This window comes from Streptomyces winkii, from assembly GCF_032248595.1.
Classification (GTDB): domain Bacteria; phylum Actinomycetota; class Actinomycetes; order Streptomycetales; family Streptomycetaceae; genus Streptomyces; species Streptomyces winkii.
Genome location: NZ_JASTTH010000002.1, coordinates 682,559 through 696,428 on the forward strand (window position 1 = coordinate 682,559; position 13,870 = coordinate 696,428).

At 71.8% G+C, this 13,870-nt stretch carries 16 protein-coding genes; 8 read left to right on the forward strand and 8 right to left on the reverse strand.

From position 1 onward, the window contains the following. Positions 1–106 precede the first annotated feature (106 nt). The 3 genes from ybaK to QQM67_RS07275 form a co-directional block, all read right to left on the reverse strand. Positions 107–622 carry a Cys-tRNA(Pro) deacylase gene (gene ybaK / locus QQM67_RS07265; RefSeq protein ID WP_314172765.1) on the reverse strand — a complete coding sequence of 172 codons (516 nt, stop codon included), beginning with the start codon at positions 620–622 and terminating at the stop codon, positions 107–109. 77 nt (positions 623–699) lie between these two features. Next, the gene (locus QQM67_RS07270) at positions 700–1,542 is read right to left on the reverse strand and encodes an LON peptidase substrate-binding domain-containing protein (protein ID WP_314172766.1); all 843 of its coding nucleotides are present in this window, start codon (positions 1,540–1,542) and stop codon (positions 700–702) included. Between the two features lie 93 nt (positions 1,543–1,635). Beyond that, positions 1,636–3,195, reverse strand: a complete 1,560-nt coding sequence (locus QQM67_RS07275) for an oxidoreductase (RefSeq protein WP_314173020.1) — start codon at positions 3,193–3,195, stop codon at positions 1,636–1,638. Positions 3,196–3,459: 264 nt separating this feature from the next. Between QQM67_RS07275 and hisD the strand changes: the two genes are divergently transcribed. The 8 genes from hisD (at position 3,460) to hisF (ending at position 9,457) form a co-directional block, all read left to right on the forward strand. Then, entirely contained in the window at positions 3,460–4,803 is a 1,344-nt protein-coding gene (gene hisD, locus QQM67_RS07280) for a histidinol dehydrogenase (RefSeq protein ID WP_314172767.1), read from the forward strand. Then, on the forward strand, positions 4,800–5,906 hold the full coding sequence (locus QQM67_RS07285) for a histidinol-phosphate transaminase (RefSeq protein WP_314172768.1): 1,107 nt from the start codon (positions 4,800–4,802) through the stop codon (positions 5,904–5,906). The genes hisD and QQM67_RS07285 overlap by 4 nt, the downstream gene beginning before the upstream one ends. 2 nt (positions 5,907–5,908) lie before the next feature. Further along, positions 5,909–6,499 carry an imidazoleglycerol-phosphate dehydratase HisB gene (gene hisB, locus QQM67_RS07290; protein WP_314173021.1) on the forward strand — a complete coding sequence of 197 codons (591 nt, stop codon included), beginning with the start codon at positions 5,909–5,911 and terminating at the stop codon, positions 6,497–6,499. Next, positions 6,496–6,660 carry a hypothetical protein gene (locus QQM67_RS07295; protein WP_314172769.1) on the forward strand — a complete coding sequence of 55 codons (165 nt, stop codon included), beginning with the start codon at positions 6,496–6,498 and terminating at the stop codon, positions 6,658–6,660. The genes hisB and QQM67_RS07295 overlap by 4 nt, the downstream gene beginning before the upstream one ends. Beyond that, entirely contained in the window at positions 6,651–7,322 is a 672-nt protein-coding gene (gene hisH, locus QQM67_RS07300; RefSeq protein ID WP_399065620.1) for an imidazole glycerol phosphate synthase subunit HisH, read from the forward strand. Before QQM67_RS07295 ends, hisH begins: the two co-directional genes overlap by 10 nt. Positions 7,323–7,453: 131 nt before the next feature. Continuing rightward, a complete protein-coding gene (gene priA / locus QQM67_RS07305; RefSeq protein ID WP_314172771.1) occupies positions 7,454–8,197 on the forward strand; it encodes a bifunctional 1-(5-phosphoribosyl)-5-((5-phosphoribosylamino)methylideneamino)imidazole-4-carboxamide isomerase/phosphoribosylanthranilate isomerase PriA in 744 nt (247 codons plus the stop codon). After that, positions 8,194–8,610 (forward strand): RidA family protein, encoded by a 417-nt coding sequence (locus QQM67_RS07310; RefSeq protein WP_314172772.1) that lies wholly within the window; start codon positions 8,194–8,196, stop codon positions 8,608–8,610. The genes priA and QQM67_RS07310 overlap by 4 nt, the downstream gene beginning before the upstream one ends. Before the next feature lie 76 nt (positions 8,611–8,686). Beyond that, entirely contained in the window at positions 8,687–9,457 is a 771-nt protein-coding gene (hisF, locus tag QQM67_RS07315; RefSeq protein ID WP_314172773.1) for an imidazole glycerol phosphate synthase subunit HisF, read from the forward strand. A gap of 34 nt (positions 9,458–9,491) precedes the next feature. Here hisF and QQM67_RS07320 read toward each other — a convergent pair whose 3' ends face one another. The 5 genes from QQM67_RS07320 to QQM67_RS07340 form a co-directional block, all read right to left on the reverse strand. Continuing rightward, complete coding sequence (locus QQM67_RS07320) at positions 9,492–10,889, reverse strand: cytochrome P450 family protein (protein WP_314172774.1); 1,398 nt, start codon at positions 10,887–10,889, stop codon at positions 9,492–9,494. A 131-nt stretch (positions 10,890–11,020) separates the two neighbouring features. Continuing rightward, a complete protein-coding gene (locus QQM67_RS07325; protein WP_314172775.1) occupies positions 11,021–11,614 on the reverse strand; it encodes a GTP-binding protein in 594 nt (197 codons plus the stop codon). Next, positions 11,595–11,981 (reverse strand): DUF742 domain-containing protein, encoded by a 387-nt coding sequence (locus tag QQM67_RS07330; protein WP_314172776.1) that lies wholly within the window; start codon positions 11,979–11,981, stop codon positions 11,595–11,597. The genes QQM67_RS07325 and QQM67_RS07330 overlap by 20 nt, the downstream gene beginning before the upstream one ends. Next, on the reverse strand, positions 11,978–12,382 hold the full coding sequence (locus QQM67_RS07335; protein ID WP_314172777.1) for a roadblock/LC7 domain-containing protein: 405 nt from the start codon (positions 12,380–12,382) through the stop codon (positions 11,978–11,980). Before QQM67_RS07335 ends, QQM67_RS07330 begins: the two co-directional genes overlap by 4 nt. Beyond that, positions 12,379–13,686, reverse strand: coding sequence for an ATP-binding protein (locus tag QQM67_RS07340; RefSeq protein WP_314172778.1), 1,308 nt, complete (start codon positions 13,684–13,686; stop codon positions 12,379–12,381). Before QQM67_RS07340 ends, QQM67_RS07335 begins: the two co-directional genes overlap by 4 nt. Positions 13,687–13,870: the final 184 nt, after the last annotated feature.

Sequence of the window (13,870 nt, forward strand, 5' to 3'; positions counted from 1 at the left end):
CTCTGACGTCGGAGGTGCCGGGTCGAGGGGGCGATGTCAGGGGTGCGGTGTCAGGGGTGCGGTGTCACGGGCGGTGACGCCCGCTCGATTCGGCCCTCCGGTCCGCTCAGGTCACACCACTCGTACGGGCGATGGCCGCGCTCGCCGCACCGGTGAGGGCGGCCAGGTCGGCGGGTGCGAGCTCGATCTCCAGACCGCGGCGCCCCGCCGAGACGCAGACGGTCGCGTGCGCCGCCGCGGAGCTGTCGAGCACCGTGGGCAGCCGCCTGCGCTGGCCCAACGGCGAGATCCCGCCCAGCACATAGCCCGTACTGCGCTCGACGGCCGCGGGGTCGGCCATGACGGCCCGCTTGCCGTCGGCCGCTGCCGCGAGCGCCTTCAGGTCGAGGGATGCGGAGACCGGCACGATCGCGACCGTCATGGCTCCGTCGACCTCGGCGACGAGGGTCTTGAAGACGCGTTCGGGCTCGACGCCCAGCGCCTCGGCGGCCTCCGCACCGTAGGAGGCGGCGGACGGGTCGTGCTCGTAGGAGTGCGTGGCGAAGTCGATGCCCGCGCGTGCGGCGGCGAGCGTCGCCGGAGTCGCCGCCGCCTGCTTCTGCTTCTGTCTCTTCTTCGCCATCGCGTTCTTCTTCGCCGTCGCGCTGCCCGTCTGCTCCGTGCCGTCCGGCGCATCCGCCGGGGCCTTCTGACGTCCGCTCAGTTCGGGCTGGTCGGGTCGCGGGTGAGGTCGGCCGCCGGGAGCGAGGGCAGCTTCCCGATCACCGCGGTCTCGCGCCGCAGGAGCTTCAGCTCGTCCGCGAGCCGCGTCGCAGTGTCCGGGGCCTGGAGCAGACGCTGCTTCGTCGGGGTGTCCAGGATCGTCGCGGCGGCCACCAGGTACGAGACGACCGACGGGTCCTCGGGCAGCTCCTGCCCGGCGGCCAGCGTCCGCTCCCGCGCGCTCGCCAGCCGCTTCTGGTAGCCGCGGAAGGCGCGCAGCACTCCGGAGGCGAGCGCCCCCGCCCCGTCGCCCTCCTCTTCCGGCAACTCCTCGACCTCGCCCATGAGATACGGGCCGCTGGTGTCCACCGAGTGCAGCCGGAAGCGGGTGGTGCCGGTGGCCAGGACCTCGTAACCCGGGCCGTCCGCGGACGCCTCGTCCTCCTCCACGGAGGCGTCGTCCGTACTGCCTGCCGTACCGGAGCCACCCCCGGCGGGACCGCCCGAAGCGAGCCCGCCCGCCGCGCCCGCACGTTCGCGGATCGTCGAGGCGTCGGCGACACAGCCGACGGAGTAGAAGGACGCCATCGGGTCGGGCCCGAATCCGGCCGTCGGCTCGGCGCCCGGCGGCGGCGCCCCGTCCGGCAGCCCGGTGGAGGTCTGTGCGACCTCCCGGCCGTCGCGGATGGCGACGACGCCGAAGCGGCGGGGCGTGTCCTCCGGAATCTTCAACAGGTCCCGCATCAGCGCGCGATAACGCCGCTCGAAGATGTTCAACGGCAGCACCAGGCCAGGGAACAGCACCGAGTTGAGCGGGAAGAGCGGAAGCGCGGTTGTCACAACGAGTAAGCCTAAAGCCTTCAGGGCGTGCAGGGTGCTCCCGATCGATCACGAGTGCTGCCGCGGCCGGGCACGCGCTTCGGGGTGGCCGTCTCACTGACGGCGAAGCAGCCGCGTCGCGCCGGTCGCCACGGTCGTCGCGAGGATCCAGCCGAGGAGTATCAGCCCGGCCGCGACCCACTGCGGTCCGCCCTTCGGGTCCCATGCGCCGTCCTGTCCGAGGGTGATGACGGGAAGCAGCAGATCGAGCGCGTACAGCGCGGCGTTCCAGTGCGGCGACTCGCTGTCCTTGAGCGGAGCCGGCTGGTGCGCCCCGAAGTACATGGCGCTCGCCGCCCACAGCACCGCCATCCACAGCGCGGCCTGCGCCGGGCGGTATCCGTAGGCGACCGTCCAGTCCTGTAAATAGCCCCAGACCTTCCCGACCAGGGGGAGGGTCTCCCGGCGGCGGCGCTGCTTGGCCAGCAGTACGGCACGGGCGTTGGTGTCCTCGCCGCTGTTGCGGTACATCAGCGCCAACTGCTCGTACGGCAGCGGCGAGTACTCCGGCGTGGCGGCGGCCAGCCACCGCAGCCGCTCGCGGACGTTGAAGTGGCCCTCTTTCGGGATCGCCTGCTGGTAGGTGAAGCCGGCCATCCACAGCCGCTGGTCGCGCGGCCAGCTGCCCACCCTGTCCAGCAGTTTCTCGACGGTGGCGCCGGAGAGGACGATCAGGCCGCGCTCCGGTGCGCGCGGCGTGAAGTTCAACTCCGGCGTCTGGATGCGGCGCAGGGAGAGCTCCTGGTCGCGTTTGAGCTCGAAGCGGGCGTTCTCGATGACGAGCGAGGAGCCGAACCGCCCGTCGTCCAGCACCACTCCGCCCGTGCACTCGAAGTGCTTCGTACGCCAGCGGCCGCCGCCGTCGGAGGCGAACGGCACCGGGGTGCCGGAGGCGGGCGTCGTGGAACTGCCCTGGAGCTGCGCGGAGCGGCCCCGGTTGGCGTCGGCGAAGCTCGCGACGTGCTCGACGGTCATCTGCGGGGCGTGCAGGGCGTAGCGGCCCTTGGTGTTGCGCAGGACCGTCCCGAACATGTGCAGTGAGCTGCCGACCGTCGCGCCGCGCAGGCTCACCTCGCCGTCGGTCACCAGCAAGCTCGCCTGGAGCTCCTGGGAGACGGTGATGCCGTCGGCGGCGACGGCGCGGATGCGCCGGCCGCTGCCGATCGTCGCCTCGTTGAGCATCAGGTCGGTGCCGATGGTGGCGTCGGTGAGCTTGATGCCCTCGGGTATCGAGCAGCGCGGCAGGTGCAGATCGCCGTCGGTGTTGAGCCGGGCCGCCTCCAGGCGCGGTATGTAGCAGTCGACGAGGCGCGCGGTGTGCATCCGCGCCTCCGACATCCGCACCTCGCACTCGAAGCGGCACTGCCGCATCTCGAAGTACGGCTCGATGATGCCGCCGGAGAGATCGAGCACGTCCGTGATGCGGGCGCCGTAGATGTGCAGCGAGGCGACGCGGCCCAGCAGCGGCGGCGGACCGTGGAGCAGCAGCAGCGCGATGACGCGGGCGCGCACCGTCCGCTCCGGACCCCAGTCGTGGTCGCCGTTGGGGTCGTCGAGCTCCGCTTCGCCGCTGCGCAGGTCGTACTCGCTGCCGTTGAGGAAGGCCTGCCACATGCCCCACTCGGCCCTCGTCAGCCAGGATGGCGGCTCTCTGGAGTCCACCGGCTCGCTCACTGGTCCACTTCCCCCTCGTCGTCGGCTCGCGGGCCGGTCCCGCCCGTCTCGTCAGTGCCCCCGGGCGGCGGTGCCCGGGGTCCGTCCGCTTCTTTCCCGCTGAGTGACTGTATGAACTCCAGAGGCGACGATCGTCTCCAGGGGTGTGTATCACTCACTGATACGCGCGACCGGTGGCCGGACGCCGTCTGAGAGACTGGACCCGTGATCTCCCGAATCGACCTGCGCGGTTCCGCCGTCCTCGCCGGCGGCGGAATCGACCGTGATCTGCTGCCACGCGCCGAGCTCGACGTCGAGGCCGCCCTGGAGAAGGTGCGGCCGATCTGCGAGGACGTCCGGCATCGCGGCACGGCGGCGCTCCTGGATTACGCGCGGCGGTTCGACGGCGTGACGCTGGAGCGCGTCCGCGTCCCCCGGGAGGCCCTGGACGAGGCGCTGGCGGAGCTTGATCCGCAGGTGCGGGAGGCGCTGGAGGAGTCCGTGCGCCGTGCCCGCATCGTCCACCGCGCGCAGCGGCGCAGCGACTCCACCGTGACCGTCGTGCCCGGCGGCACGGTCACCGAGCGGTGGGTGCCGGTCGAGCGGGTCGGCCTGTATGTGCCGGGCGGCCGTGCCGTGTATCCGTCGTCGGTCGTGATGAACGTGGTGCCCGCCCAGGAGGCCGGAGTGGGCTCCCTCGCCGTCACCTCGCCGCCGCAGCCCGAGTTCGGCGGCCTCCCGCACCCGACGGTGCTCGCGGCGTGCGCGCTGCTCGGGGTGTACGAGGTGTACGCGGCCGGTGGCGCGCAGGCCGTCGCCATGTTCGCCCACGGCACCGACGAGTGCGCGCCCGCGCAGCTGGTGACGGGGCCCGGCAACATCTATGTCGCCGCCGCGAAGCGCCTGCTCAAGGGCCGCATCGGAATCGACTCCGAGGCGGGGCCCACCGAGATCGCCGTACTCGCCGACGACACCGCCGACCCGGCGCACGTCGCCGCCGACCTCGTCAGCCAGGCCGAGCACGACACGGTCGCCGCCGCGGTGCTGGTGACCCCGTCCGCCGGGCTGGCCGAGGCGGTCGAGAGCGAGCTGAAGAAGCAGGTCGCCGTCGCGCGGCACCGGGAGCGGATCACGGAGGCGCTGGCCGGGCGGCAGTCGGGCATCGTGCTCGTCGACTCCCTGGAGGACGGCCTCGCGGTCGTCGACGCCTACGCCCCGGAGCACCTGGAGATCCAGACCGCCGACGCGGCGGAGTGGGCGGCCCGGGTGCGCAACGCCGGCGCGGTCTTCGTCGGCCCGTACGCCCCCGTCTCGCTGGGTGACTACTGCGCGGGCTCCAACCACGTGCTGCCGACGGGAGGTTGCGCGTGCCACTCCTCCGGCCTGTCCGTGCAGTCCTTCCTCCGCGGCATCCACGTCGTGGACTACTCGCGCGAGGCCCTCGCCGAGGTCACGCACCACGTCGTCACGCTCGCGGAGGCGGAGGACCTGCCCGCGCACGGGGCGGCACTCAAGGCAAGATTCGAGGGATCCGAGGGATCCGAGGGAAGGGTGCCGCAGAGCAAGTGACCGGCATCGAACAGCTCCCCATCCGGGACGAGTTGCGCGGTAAGACCCCGTACGGCGCCCCGCAGCTCGACGTGCCCGTACGGCTGAACACGAACGAGAACCCTTACCCGCTGCCCGAGGCGCTGGTCCAGCGGATCGCGGAGCGCGTCACCGACGCCGCCCGCACCCTGAACCGCTACCCGGACCGGGACGCGCTCGCGCTGCGCTCCGCGCTGGCCGGGTATCTGACCCGTACCGCGGGCCACCCGGTCACCCGCTCCCAGATCTGGGCGGCGAACGGTTCCAACGAGGTGATCCAGCAGCTGCTCCAGACCTTCGGCGGGCCTGGCCGCACGGCCGTCGGCTTCGAGCCCTCGTACTCGATGCACGGTCTGATCTCCCGTGGCACGGGCACCGGTTGGCTGTCCGGGCCCCGCCGCGAGGACTTCACCGTCGACACGGAGGCGGCGGTGCGCGCGATCGCGGAGCACCGGCCCGAGATCGTCTTCGTGTGCTCGCCCAACAACCCCACGGGCACGGCCGTCGAGCGCGACACGGTCGTGGCGCTGTACGAGGCGGCGCAGGCGGCACGGCCGTCGATGGTGATCGTGGACGAGGCGTACGGGGAGTTCTCGCACCGCCCGTCGCTGCTGCCGCTGATCGAGGGCCGCCCGAACCTCGTGGTCACGCGTACGATGTCGAAGGCCTTCGGGGCCGCGGGGCTGCGGCTCGGCTATCTCGCGGCCGACCCCGCCGTCGTCGACGCCGTGCAGCTGGTGCGCCTGCCGTACCACCTCTCGGCGGTCACGCAGGCGACCGCGCTGGCCGCGCTCGAACACACCGACACGCTGCTCGGCTACGTCGAGCGGCTCAAGGAGGAGCGGGACCGGCTGGTGCGGGAGCTGCGCGCCATGGGGCTCGAAGTCACCGAATCCGACGCCAACTTCGTCCAGTTCGGCCGGTTCGAGGACGCCCATGCCTTCTGGCAGTCCCTGCTGGAGCACGGCGTGCTCGTGCGCGACAACGGAGTGCCGGGCCGGCTGCGGGTGACCGCGGGCACCCCCGAAGAGAACGACGCGTTCCTCGACGCGGTACGCGCAGTGACAAAGGAGACCCCTCGATGACTCTGGCTCGCGTGGGCCGCGCGGAGCGCACCACGAAGGAGACCTCGGTCGTCGTCGAGATCAACCTCGACGGCACCGGCAAGGCCGACGTCTCCACCGGCGTCGGCTTCTACGACCACATGCTCGACCAGCTCGGCCGCCACGGCCTCTTCGATCTGTCGGTCAAGACCGAGGGCGATCTGCACATCGACAGCCACCACACCATCGAGGACACCTCGCTCGCGCTCGGCGCCGCCTTCAAGCAGGCCCTTGGCGACAAGAGCGGCATCGTGCGCTTCGCCAACGCGTCCGTGCCGCTCGACGAGTCGCTGGCGCACGTGACGGTCGACCTGTCGGGCCGCCCGTACCTCGTGCACAGCGAACCCGAGGGCATGGCGCCGATGATCGGCGAGTACGACACGACGATGACGCGGCACATCCTGGAGTCCTTCGTGGCGCAGGCGCAGGTCGCCCTGCACGTGCACGTGCCGTACGGGCGCAACGCGCACCACATCGTCGAGTGCCAGTTCAAGGCCCTGGCCCGCGCGCTGCGTCACGCCAGCGAGATCGACCCGCGGCAGAGCGGGATTCCGTCGACGAAGGGCGCGCTGTGACGGGCCTGTCGGCGGTTCTCATCTTCGTCGGGCTCTTCCTGCTCGGCGGGGCGATCTCCTTCTGGAAGCAGAAGCTGCCCAAGGGCGTCGTCGCGGTGCTCGGCGCGGGATCCGCGCTGGCGCTGCTCGCCGGGATCCTGCGGCTGGGGGTGTGGTCGTGAGCCCGGAGCGCGGGGGAGAGCGCAAGAAGGTCGTCGTCTTCGACTACGGCTTCGGCAACGTGCGTTCGGCAGAGCGCGCCCTCGCACGGGCGGGCGCGGACGTGGAGATCACCCGGGACTACGACGCGGCCATGTCGGCGGACGGGCTGCTGGTGCCTGGCGTCGGTGCCTTCGCCGCGTGCATGGAGGGGCTGCGCGAGGCCCGCGGCGACTGGATCATCGAGCGGCGGCTCGCGGGCGGGCGTCCCGTGCTGGGCATCTGCGTCGGCATGCAGATCCTCTTCTCGCGCGGCATCGAGCACGGCGTCGAGGCCGAGGGCATGGGTGAATGGCCGGGCACCGTGGGCCCGTTGAAGGCGGACGCCGACCACGCCGTGCCGCACATGGGCTGGAACACCGTCACGCCCGCCGAGGGCTCACGTCTCTTCGACGGGCTGCCCGGCACCGAGCGCTACTACTTCGTCCACTCCTACGCCGTCCACGACTGGGAACTGACCGTCACGAGCGCGGCGATGACCCCGCCCAAGGTCAGCTGGTCCGAGCACGGCGCGCCGTTCGTCGCCGCCGTGGAGAACGGCCCGCTGTGGGCGACCCAGTTCCACCCGGAGAAGTCCGGGGACGCCGGCGCCCGGCTGCTGTCCAACTGGGCCGCGTCCCTGTGAATCCCGGGAGCCTGAATCCCGGAGCCTGAATCCCGGAATCTGAGTCCCCGAGCCCCGAACCAAGCCCGCCGGCCCCTCCGACCTCTCCGATCCGACCACCCCGCCCAACCACACAAGCCGGGAGCGCCCCCGTGTCCACGCCTTCGTCCGCGCCCACGCTGGAACTTCTGCCCGCCGTCGATGTACGCGACGGACAGGCCGTGCGCCTCGTGCACGGCGAGTCCGGCTCCGAGACCGCCTACGGCGACCCGCTCGAAGCCGCCCTCAACTGGCAGCGCGCGGGCGCCCGCTGGCTGCACCTGGTCGACCTCGACGCGGCCTTCGGCACGGGCGACAACCGCGCCCTCATCTCCGAGGTGGCCGGCGCGATGGACATCGACGTCGAGCTGTCCGGCGGCATCCGCGACGATCCGAGCCTCGCCGCCGCGCTCGCCACCGGCTGCCGTCGCGTCAACCTGGGCACGGCGGCGCTGGAGACCCAGGAATGGGTCGCCAAGGTCATCGCCGAGCACGGCGACAAGATCGCGGTGGGCCTGGACGTACGGGGCACGACGCTGCGCGGTCGCGGCTGGACGCGGGACGGCGGCGACCTCTACGAGACCCTGGCCCGGCTCGACTCGGAGGGCTGCGCCCGCTACGTCGTCACCGACATCAACAAGGACGGCACTCTCAAGGGCCCCAACCTCGAACTGCTGCGAAACGTCTGCGCTGTGACGGACCGTCCCGTCGTCGCGTCGGGCGGGGTCTCCTCCCTTGACGATCTGCGCGCGATCGCCACGCTGGTACCCGAGGGCGTCGAGGGCGCCATCGTGGGGAAGGCCCTCTATGCCGGGGCGTTCACACTTGAAGAGGCTTTGGAGGCCGTGTCGTCATGAGCCCGTCCGAACGGCGTGACCTCGACGTGCAGCGCGACCGCTCCGGGAGCACCTGGGAGGAGACGATCGGCTTCGCGCGCGCCGTCGCGGCGGGAGACCGGGTGCTGGTGGCGGGGACGCTGCCGCTCGCCGACGGGAAGCTGCTCGGGGAGGGCTCCCCGTACGAGCAGACCAAGGCGGCCTTCGGCAAGGCGCTGGAGGCGCTGGAGACCTTCGGCCTCGACGCGTCGTCGGTGATCCGCACGCGGATGTACCTCACGCACGCGCGGGACGTGGAGGACGTGGGGCGTGCCCACCGCGAGATCTTCGGCGACACCCCGCCCGCCGCGACCCTCGTCGTCGTCTCCGGCTTCGTGGACTCGCGGGTCCTGGTGGAGGTGGAGATGGAGGCCTTCCGCGGCGACTCCGCCTGAAGGAGCCCTTCCCGCACCCGACTTCACCGGCGTCCGCTTCGCCGGCGCACCGATCCCGCAAGGAGTCAGCACAGCAATGTCCGTGGCCGTACGAGTCATCCCCTGCCTGGACGTGGACGCCGGACGCGTCGTCAAGGGCGTGAACTTCAAGAACCTGCGGGACGCGGGCGACCCCGTCGAGATGGCGAAGATCTACGACGAGGAGGGCGCCGACGAGCTGACCTTTCTCGACATCACCGCCTCCTCCGCGGACCGCGAGACGACGTACGACGTGGTGCGGCGCACCGCCGAGCAGGTCTTCATCCCGCTGACCGTCGGCGGCGGCGTCCGCAGCGGCGACGACGTGGACAGGTTGCTGCGCGCCGGAGCGGACAAGGTCGGCGTGAACACCGCGGCGATCGCACGGCCCGAGCTGATCCGGGAGATCGCCCGGCGCTTCGGCAGCCAGGTGCTGGTGCTGTCGGTGGACGCGCGGCGCTGCGGCGAGGACGCCTCCACACCCTCCGGGTTCGAGGTCACCACGCACGGCGGGCGGCGCGGCACGGGCCTCGACGCCGTCGAATGGGCGCGGCAGGCCGCGGAGTTGGGCGCGGGAGAGATCCTGCTGAACTCCATGGACGCGGACGGCACCAAGGACGGCTACGACACGGAGATGATCGAGGCCGTGGGCAGGCACGTCTCCGTGCCCGTCATCGCGTCGGGCGGCGCGGGCCGACTGGAGCACTTTCCCGCCGCGGTCGCCGCGGGCGCGGACGCCGTGCTGGCGGCCTCCGTCTTCCACTTCGGCGATCTGCGGATCGATCAGGTCAAGGACGCGCTGCGCGAGGCGGGTTCGCCCGTGCGGTGAAGCGCCCGGCGAGGGTGCGCGCGCCGGCCGCCGGTCAGCGCCCGCGCCGTGCCAGCAGGCCCCTCCGGCGCTTCGGGGGTGCGGCCGTCTCCGCGGGGGCGGGCGGCTCCGGTGCCGGGCCGGGCCCCTGCCCGGTGCGCTGACCGGGCGGCATCGGCGCCGCGGACTCCGCTCCCGTACCGGACGGCGTGCTCCCCGCCGCGCCGACGGCCGTGAACCGTACGGGCAGTTCGGTGAGGGCGCGGATGAACGGGCCGGGACGCCAGGCGAGTTGGTCCGCGGGGACGGCGAGTTCCATCTCGGGCAGCCGGTCGAGAAGCGTGTCGACGGCGACCTCGGCGATGACGCCCGCGGTGTCCTGCGCGGGGCACGCGTGCGGGCCCGCGCTGAAGGCGAGATGCGCGGTGTTCACGGCCCGCTGGGCCTGGCTCGTGGGCAGCGACGGGTCCAGGTTGGCGGCGGCGTGGCTGATCGTCACGGGCACGCCGGACGGGATGAGGGTCTCCTCGCCGGTGTCGGGGTCGCGCAGCGTGTAGTCCTCGATGGCGTACACGAACGAGTAGTTCGAGTGCGGCGCGTGGAGCCACAGCACCTCGTTGAGGGCGTCGGTGACGGTGAGGCTTCCGCCCGTCAGGTCGCCCGCGAAGCGGTCGTCGGAGAGCAGCATCATCGTGGCGGTGGAGATCCAGGCGGTGCCGGGCACCTGGCCGGCTCCGGTGATCACCACGAGCTGGTCGATGAGCTCTTCCTGGGTGACGTCGGAGGAGTGCTGCAACAGCCGCGTCGTCACGTCGTCGCCGGGCGTACGGCGCTTGATCTCGATCAGTTCGGTCAGGCAGGCCACCAGGTCCCGCAGGCCTTCCTGCGCGGCGGCGGGTTCGACGGCGTTGACCATCTGGAGGAAGGCGGTGGAGATGCGGCCGTTGAGATGGTCGGGGCAGCCGAAGAGCTGCGTGAGGACCATGACGGGGATCCGCGCCGCGTACTGGGAGACGAGGTCGGCGGTGCCGTCCGCCGCGAACTCGTCGATCAGCCGGGTGGCGCTGCGCTGCACGCAGGACCTCAGCTTGTGCGGGTCGATTCCGCCCAGGGCGCGGTCGACGGGGGTGCGCAGCCGCAGATGCTCCTGGCCGTCGGCGAACCACAGGCTCTTGCGGGGTCCCATGATCGGGAGGATCGGGCTGTCGCTGGGAACGCGTCCGTCGGCGAGCGCCGTCCAGCGGTTGGCGTCCTTGCTGAAGTAGGGGCTGCGGAGCACCTCCAGGGCCGCCTGGTAGCCGGTGACGAGCACGGACTCCACGCCCGGCGCGAGTTCGACCCACTGCGCGGGGCCGCCCTGCGAACGCAGCCGCGCATAGGTCGCGTTGGGATCGGCGGCGAAGGCGTCGTCGTACAGCTTCGGCAGCCCGGACGGCTGAGCCGCACCGGACACCTGAGCTGCCCCGGACGGCTGGGCGGCAGCGGACGGCTGGGCGGCAGCGGCGGGCGTTGCGTGTGCCGGGCATCCCGGAGCCGCCGCCGGACGGCCGGGCTCGGAAGGGGACGCCGGCGAGGACGGCGGGGTCACGACGACTCCTGGTGGCCTTCGTACAGATGCTGGACGAGTGTGACGAGCGCGTTCTTGGCGGACCGGCGTTCCCGCGCGTCGCACGAGATCAGGGGTGTGCCGGGGTCGAGGTCGAGCGCCTCGCGCAGTTCAGCGCCGGGGTAGTCCGGGCTGTCGGGAAAGGTGTTGAGAGCGACGATGTACGGCAGCGCGCTCTTCTCCACGAGACTCAGTGCCTCGAACGACTGGTCCAGGAACCGTGAGTCGGCGAGTACGAGCGCCCCGTAGGCGCCGCGGGAGAGGTCCTCCCAGATCCCCGTGAAGCGCTGCTGGCCGGGCGTGCCGAACAGATACAGGGCGAGGTCGTCGGCGAGCGTGAGCCGCCCGAAGTCGAGGGCGACGGTGGTGGATTCCTTCGCCGGCACACCGGCCAGGTCGTCCACAGCGGCGCCGCTCTGCGTCATGAGCTCCTCCGTGCGCAGCGGCTCGATCTCGCTGACGGCCCCGATCAGCGTCGTCTTGCCGACGCCGAAGGGACCGACCACCATCAGCTTGGCGGTGATCTGGACGGTGTCGCGGACGTAGACGCCGTCAGAGAGCCTGGAGGCCATGGAGCATCCTCTCCAGGGTGCGCAGACGGTCGGGGTCGGCGGGCGTGCCGTCGGCCGAGCGGGTTCCGGAGTGCTTCAGGCCCGACTTGACCTCCAGCAGACCGGCGTCGATGAGATCGCCGAGCAGGATGCGGGTGATGGTCAGCGGCTGACCGAGGTGGCCGGCGACCTCGACGACGGAGAGGCTGCCGCCGCGGCACAGGTCGATCACCCGCAGATGTTCCGGCTGCAACCCTGCCCGGGACGCGCCGGAGACCGCGGTCACCATCGTCAGCATGTCGAGTTCGTCGGCGGTGCCGGTGGGCTGAGCCCGCCCGCCGGTCAGCACGAACGACCTCACCAGATCATGCCTGTGCCTGTGGGTCATGTGCCGCTGCCGACGTCCTGGCGGAGTGCTGTGCCCATCTCCCGTCCGAGCTGGGCGACGACCTCGTGCATCCGGTACGCGACCTGCCCGACGTCCGCCGCCCCGGAGGTCGCCACGGACAGGAACGTCGAGTCGTGCGCGCGGATGGTGACCACGAATCCCCCGTCGAACTCGACGAGGCTCTGCCGCCACGAGTCGGCCGGGGCGCGGCAGAACATCGCGGTGGCGCTGCTGGTGGACTGCACACCGGCGAGGGCGGCCGCGATGCTGTCGGCCTGGTCCTGGTCCAGGCCCGGGGAGAACGCCTTCACCAGGCCGTCGGCGGTGATGAGGATCGCGTCGTGCACCTCGGGCTGGTCCAGCACCTGGTTGAGCATCCAGGCGTCCGGGTTCTTGGTCATGGCTCGGGAGTCCCTTCCGTGGACGGGCCGAGGCGGTCGGCCGCCGCCTTGCCTGCGCGCTGGAACGCGCCGATCACCGCGGCCGCCTGGCTCGGCGTGCGAGGCGCGGCGTCAGGGGCTGCGGACCGCTCCGCGGTGTTCTGCGCGCTGGGGGCCGCCGTCCTCCGCGTCCGCTTGGGCAGCCCGTGCGCGGTGGTGGCGCTCGGCCTCGCGGCCTCCCCGTCGCCGCGTACGGGCGCGGCCTCCGTCGAGTCCGCCTCGGCGCGGGGCGCGGCCGTGGCGACGGCAGGCGACGCGGGCGGTTCCACGGGGTCCGTCAGCAGCGTCCGGGGAAGGTTCACCACGGCACGTACGCCGCCGAACGCCGAGGCGGTGTCGACCGACACCGTGAAGCCGTAGCGCCGGGCGAGGGCACCGCACGCGGCCAGCCCGAAGCGCGGCGGGTCGCCCAGCTTCGCGATGCCCAGGGAGTCGTCGTTGAGCAGGCGCGTGGCCTTCTCCTGCTCCGCGGCGTTGAGCCCCACGCCGGCGTCCTCGATCACGAACGCCAGCCCGCTGTGCGTGAGTTGGACGTGCACCTGTACGGGGGTCCGCGGGTGCGAGGAGCGGGTCGCGTTCTCCAGCAGCTCCGCGATCGTCATGACCAGCGGCTCGACGACGCGGCCCGTCACGGCCCGGGTGTCCCCGATACGCACGATGTGGACGCGCTTGTAGTCGAGAATCCGGCCGATGGCGCCGCGGACGATGTCGTGGAGCGACGTCGCGTTGTGCTGCCGGCCCGGCCACGCCCGGCAGACCACGGCCATGCCGACGGCCCGGCGGAGGATCTGCGCGTTCGTGTGGTCGAGCTGCATCAGGTCTTCGAGGAAGGCGGAGTCGTCATGGCGCTCCGTCATCTCGTTGATCTTGAGCTGCTGCCCGTTCGCGAGCCCTTGCAGCTTCCGGGCGACGGCCAACAGCAGGCTCTGCGAGGCCTGTTCGGCGCTCTCGCACGCGTGGCTGAACATCTCCAGCACGGAGTCGTGGGCGTTCGCGAAGTCCGTACCGGCCAGGCTGTCGTGCAGCGGGCCGGGGACACCGGTGCGGGGACCGCGCCACTGGGCGTCCGCCATCGCCTGAAGGCGGTGCTGGACGAGGTGCAGCGTCTCCTCCTCCAGCACGCGGAGTTGCTTCTCGAGGACGCGAACCCGCTGCGCGTTCCGCGCCGCTTCCCTGCGGTGGCGGATCGCCACGGTCCCGGCCGCGATCGCGACCGCCGCCAGAAACGGCACGAGCCAGACGGCCACGTCCGATATGTGCTTCATCGAAACCTCAAGCAGGAGCAGGCAGGAGCGAGTTCGCCGGTCGGGAGAGGTTAAGCACGCACTTCACGAGCCGGTCCGCAGGAGGGCAGGTGGTCAGGGTGGTTAGTCAAGATACGTCAGCAGTCTTCGAATTCAAGACGATTGGCAGGAGAAGTTGACCAGGTCTGCGACGGAACCGGTGACC

Excerpts from the sequence above, each read along its gene's own strand:
- ybaK (WP_314172765.1), bottom strand. The coding sequence starts at position 622 with ATGGCGAAGAAGAGACAGAAGCAGAAGCAGGCGGCGGCGACTCCGGCG.
- QQM67_RS07275 (WP_314173020.1), bottom strand. The coding sequence starts at position 3,195 with ATGTGGCAGGCCTTCCTCAACGGCAGCGAGTACGACCTGCGCAGCGGC.
- QQM67_RS07310 (WP_314172772.1), top strand. The coding sequence starts at position 8,194 with ATGAGCCCGTCCGAACGGCGTGACCTCGACGTGCAGCGCGACCGCTCC.
- hisF (WP_314172773.1), top strand. The coding sequence starts at position 8,687 with ATGTCCGTGGCCGTACGAGTCATCCCCTGCCTGGACGTGGACGCCGGA.
- QQM67_RS07325 (WP_314172775.1), bottom strand. The coding sequence starts at position 11,614 with ATGGCCTCCAGGCTCTCTGACGGCGTCTACGTCCGCGACACCGTCCAG.
- QQM67_RS07330 (WP_314172776.1), bottom strand. The coding sequence starts at position 11,981 with ATGACCCACAGGCACAGGCATGATCTGGTGAGGTCGTTCGTGCTGACC.
- QQM67_RS07335 (WP_314172777.1), bottom strand. The coding sequence starts at position 12,382 with ATGACCAAGAACCCGGACGCCTGGATGCTCAACCAGGTGCTGGACCAG.
- QQM67_RS07340 (WP_314172778.1), bottom strand. The coding sequence starts at position 13,686 with ATGAAGCACATATCGGACGTGGCCGTCTGGCTCGTGCCGTTTCTGGCG.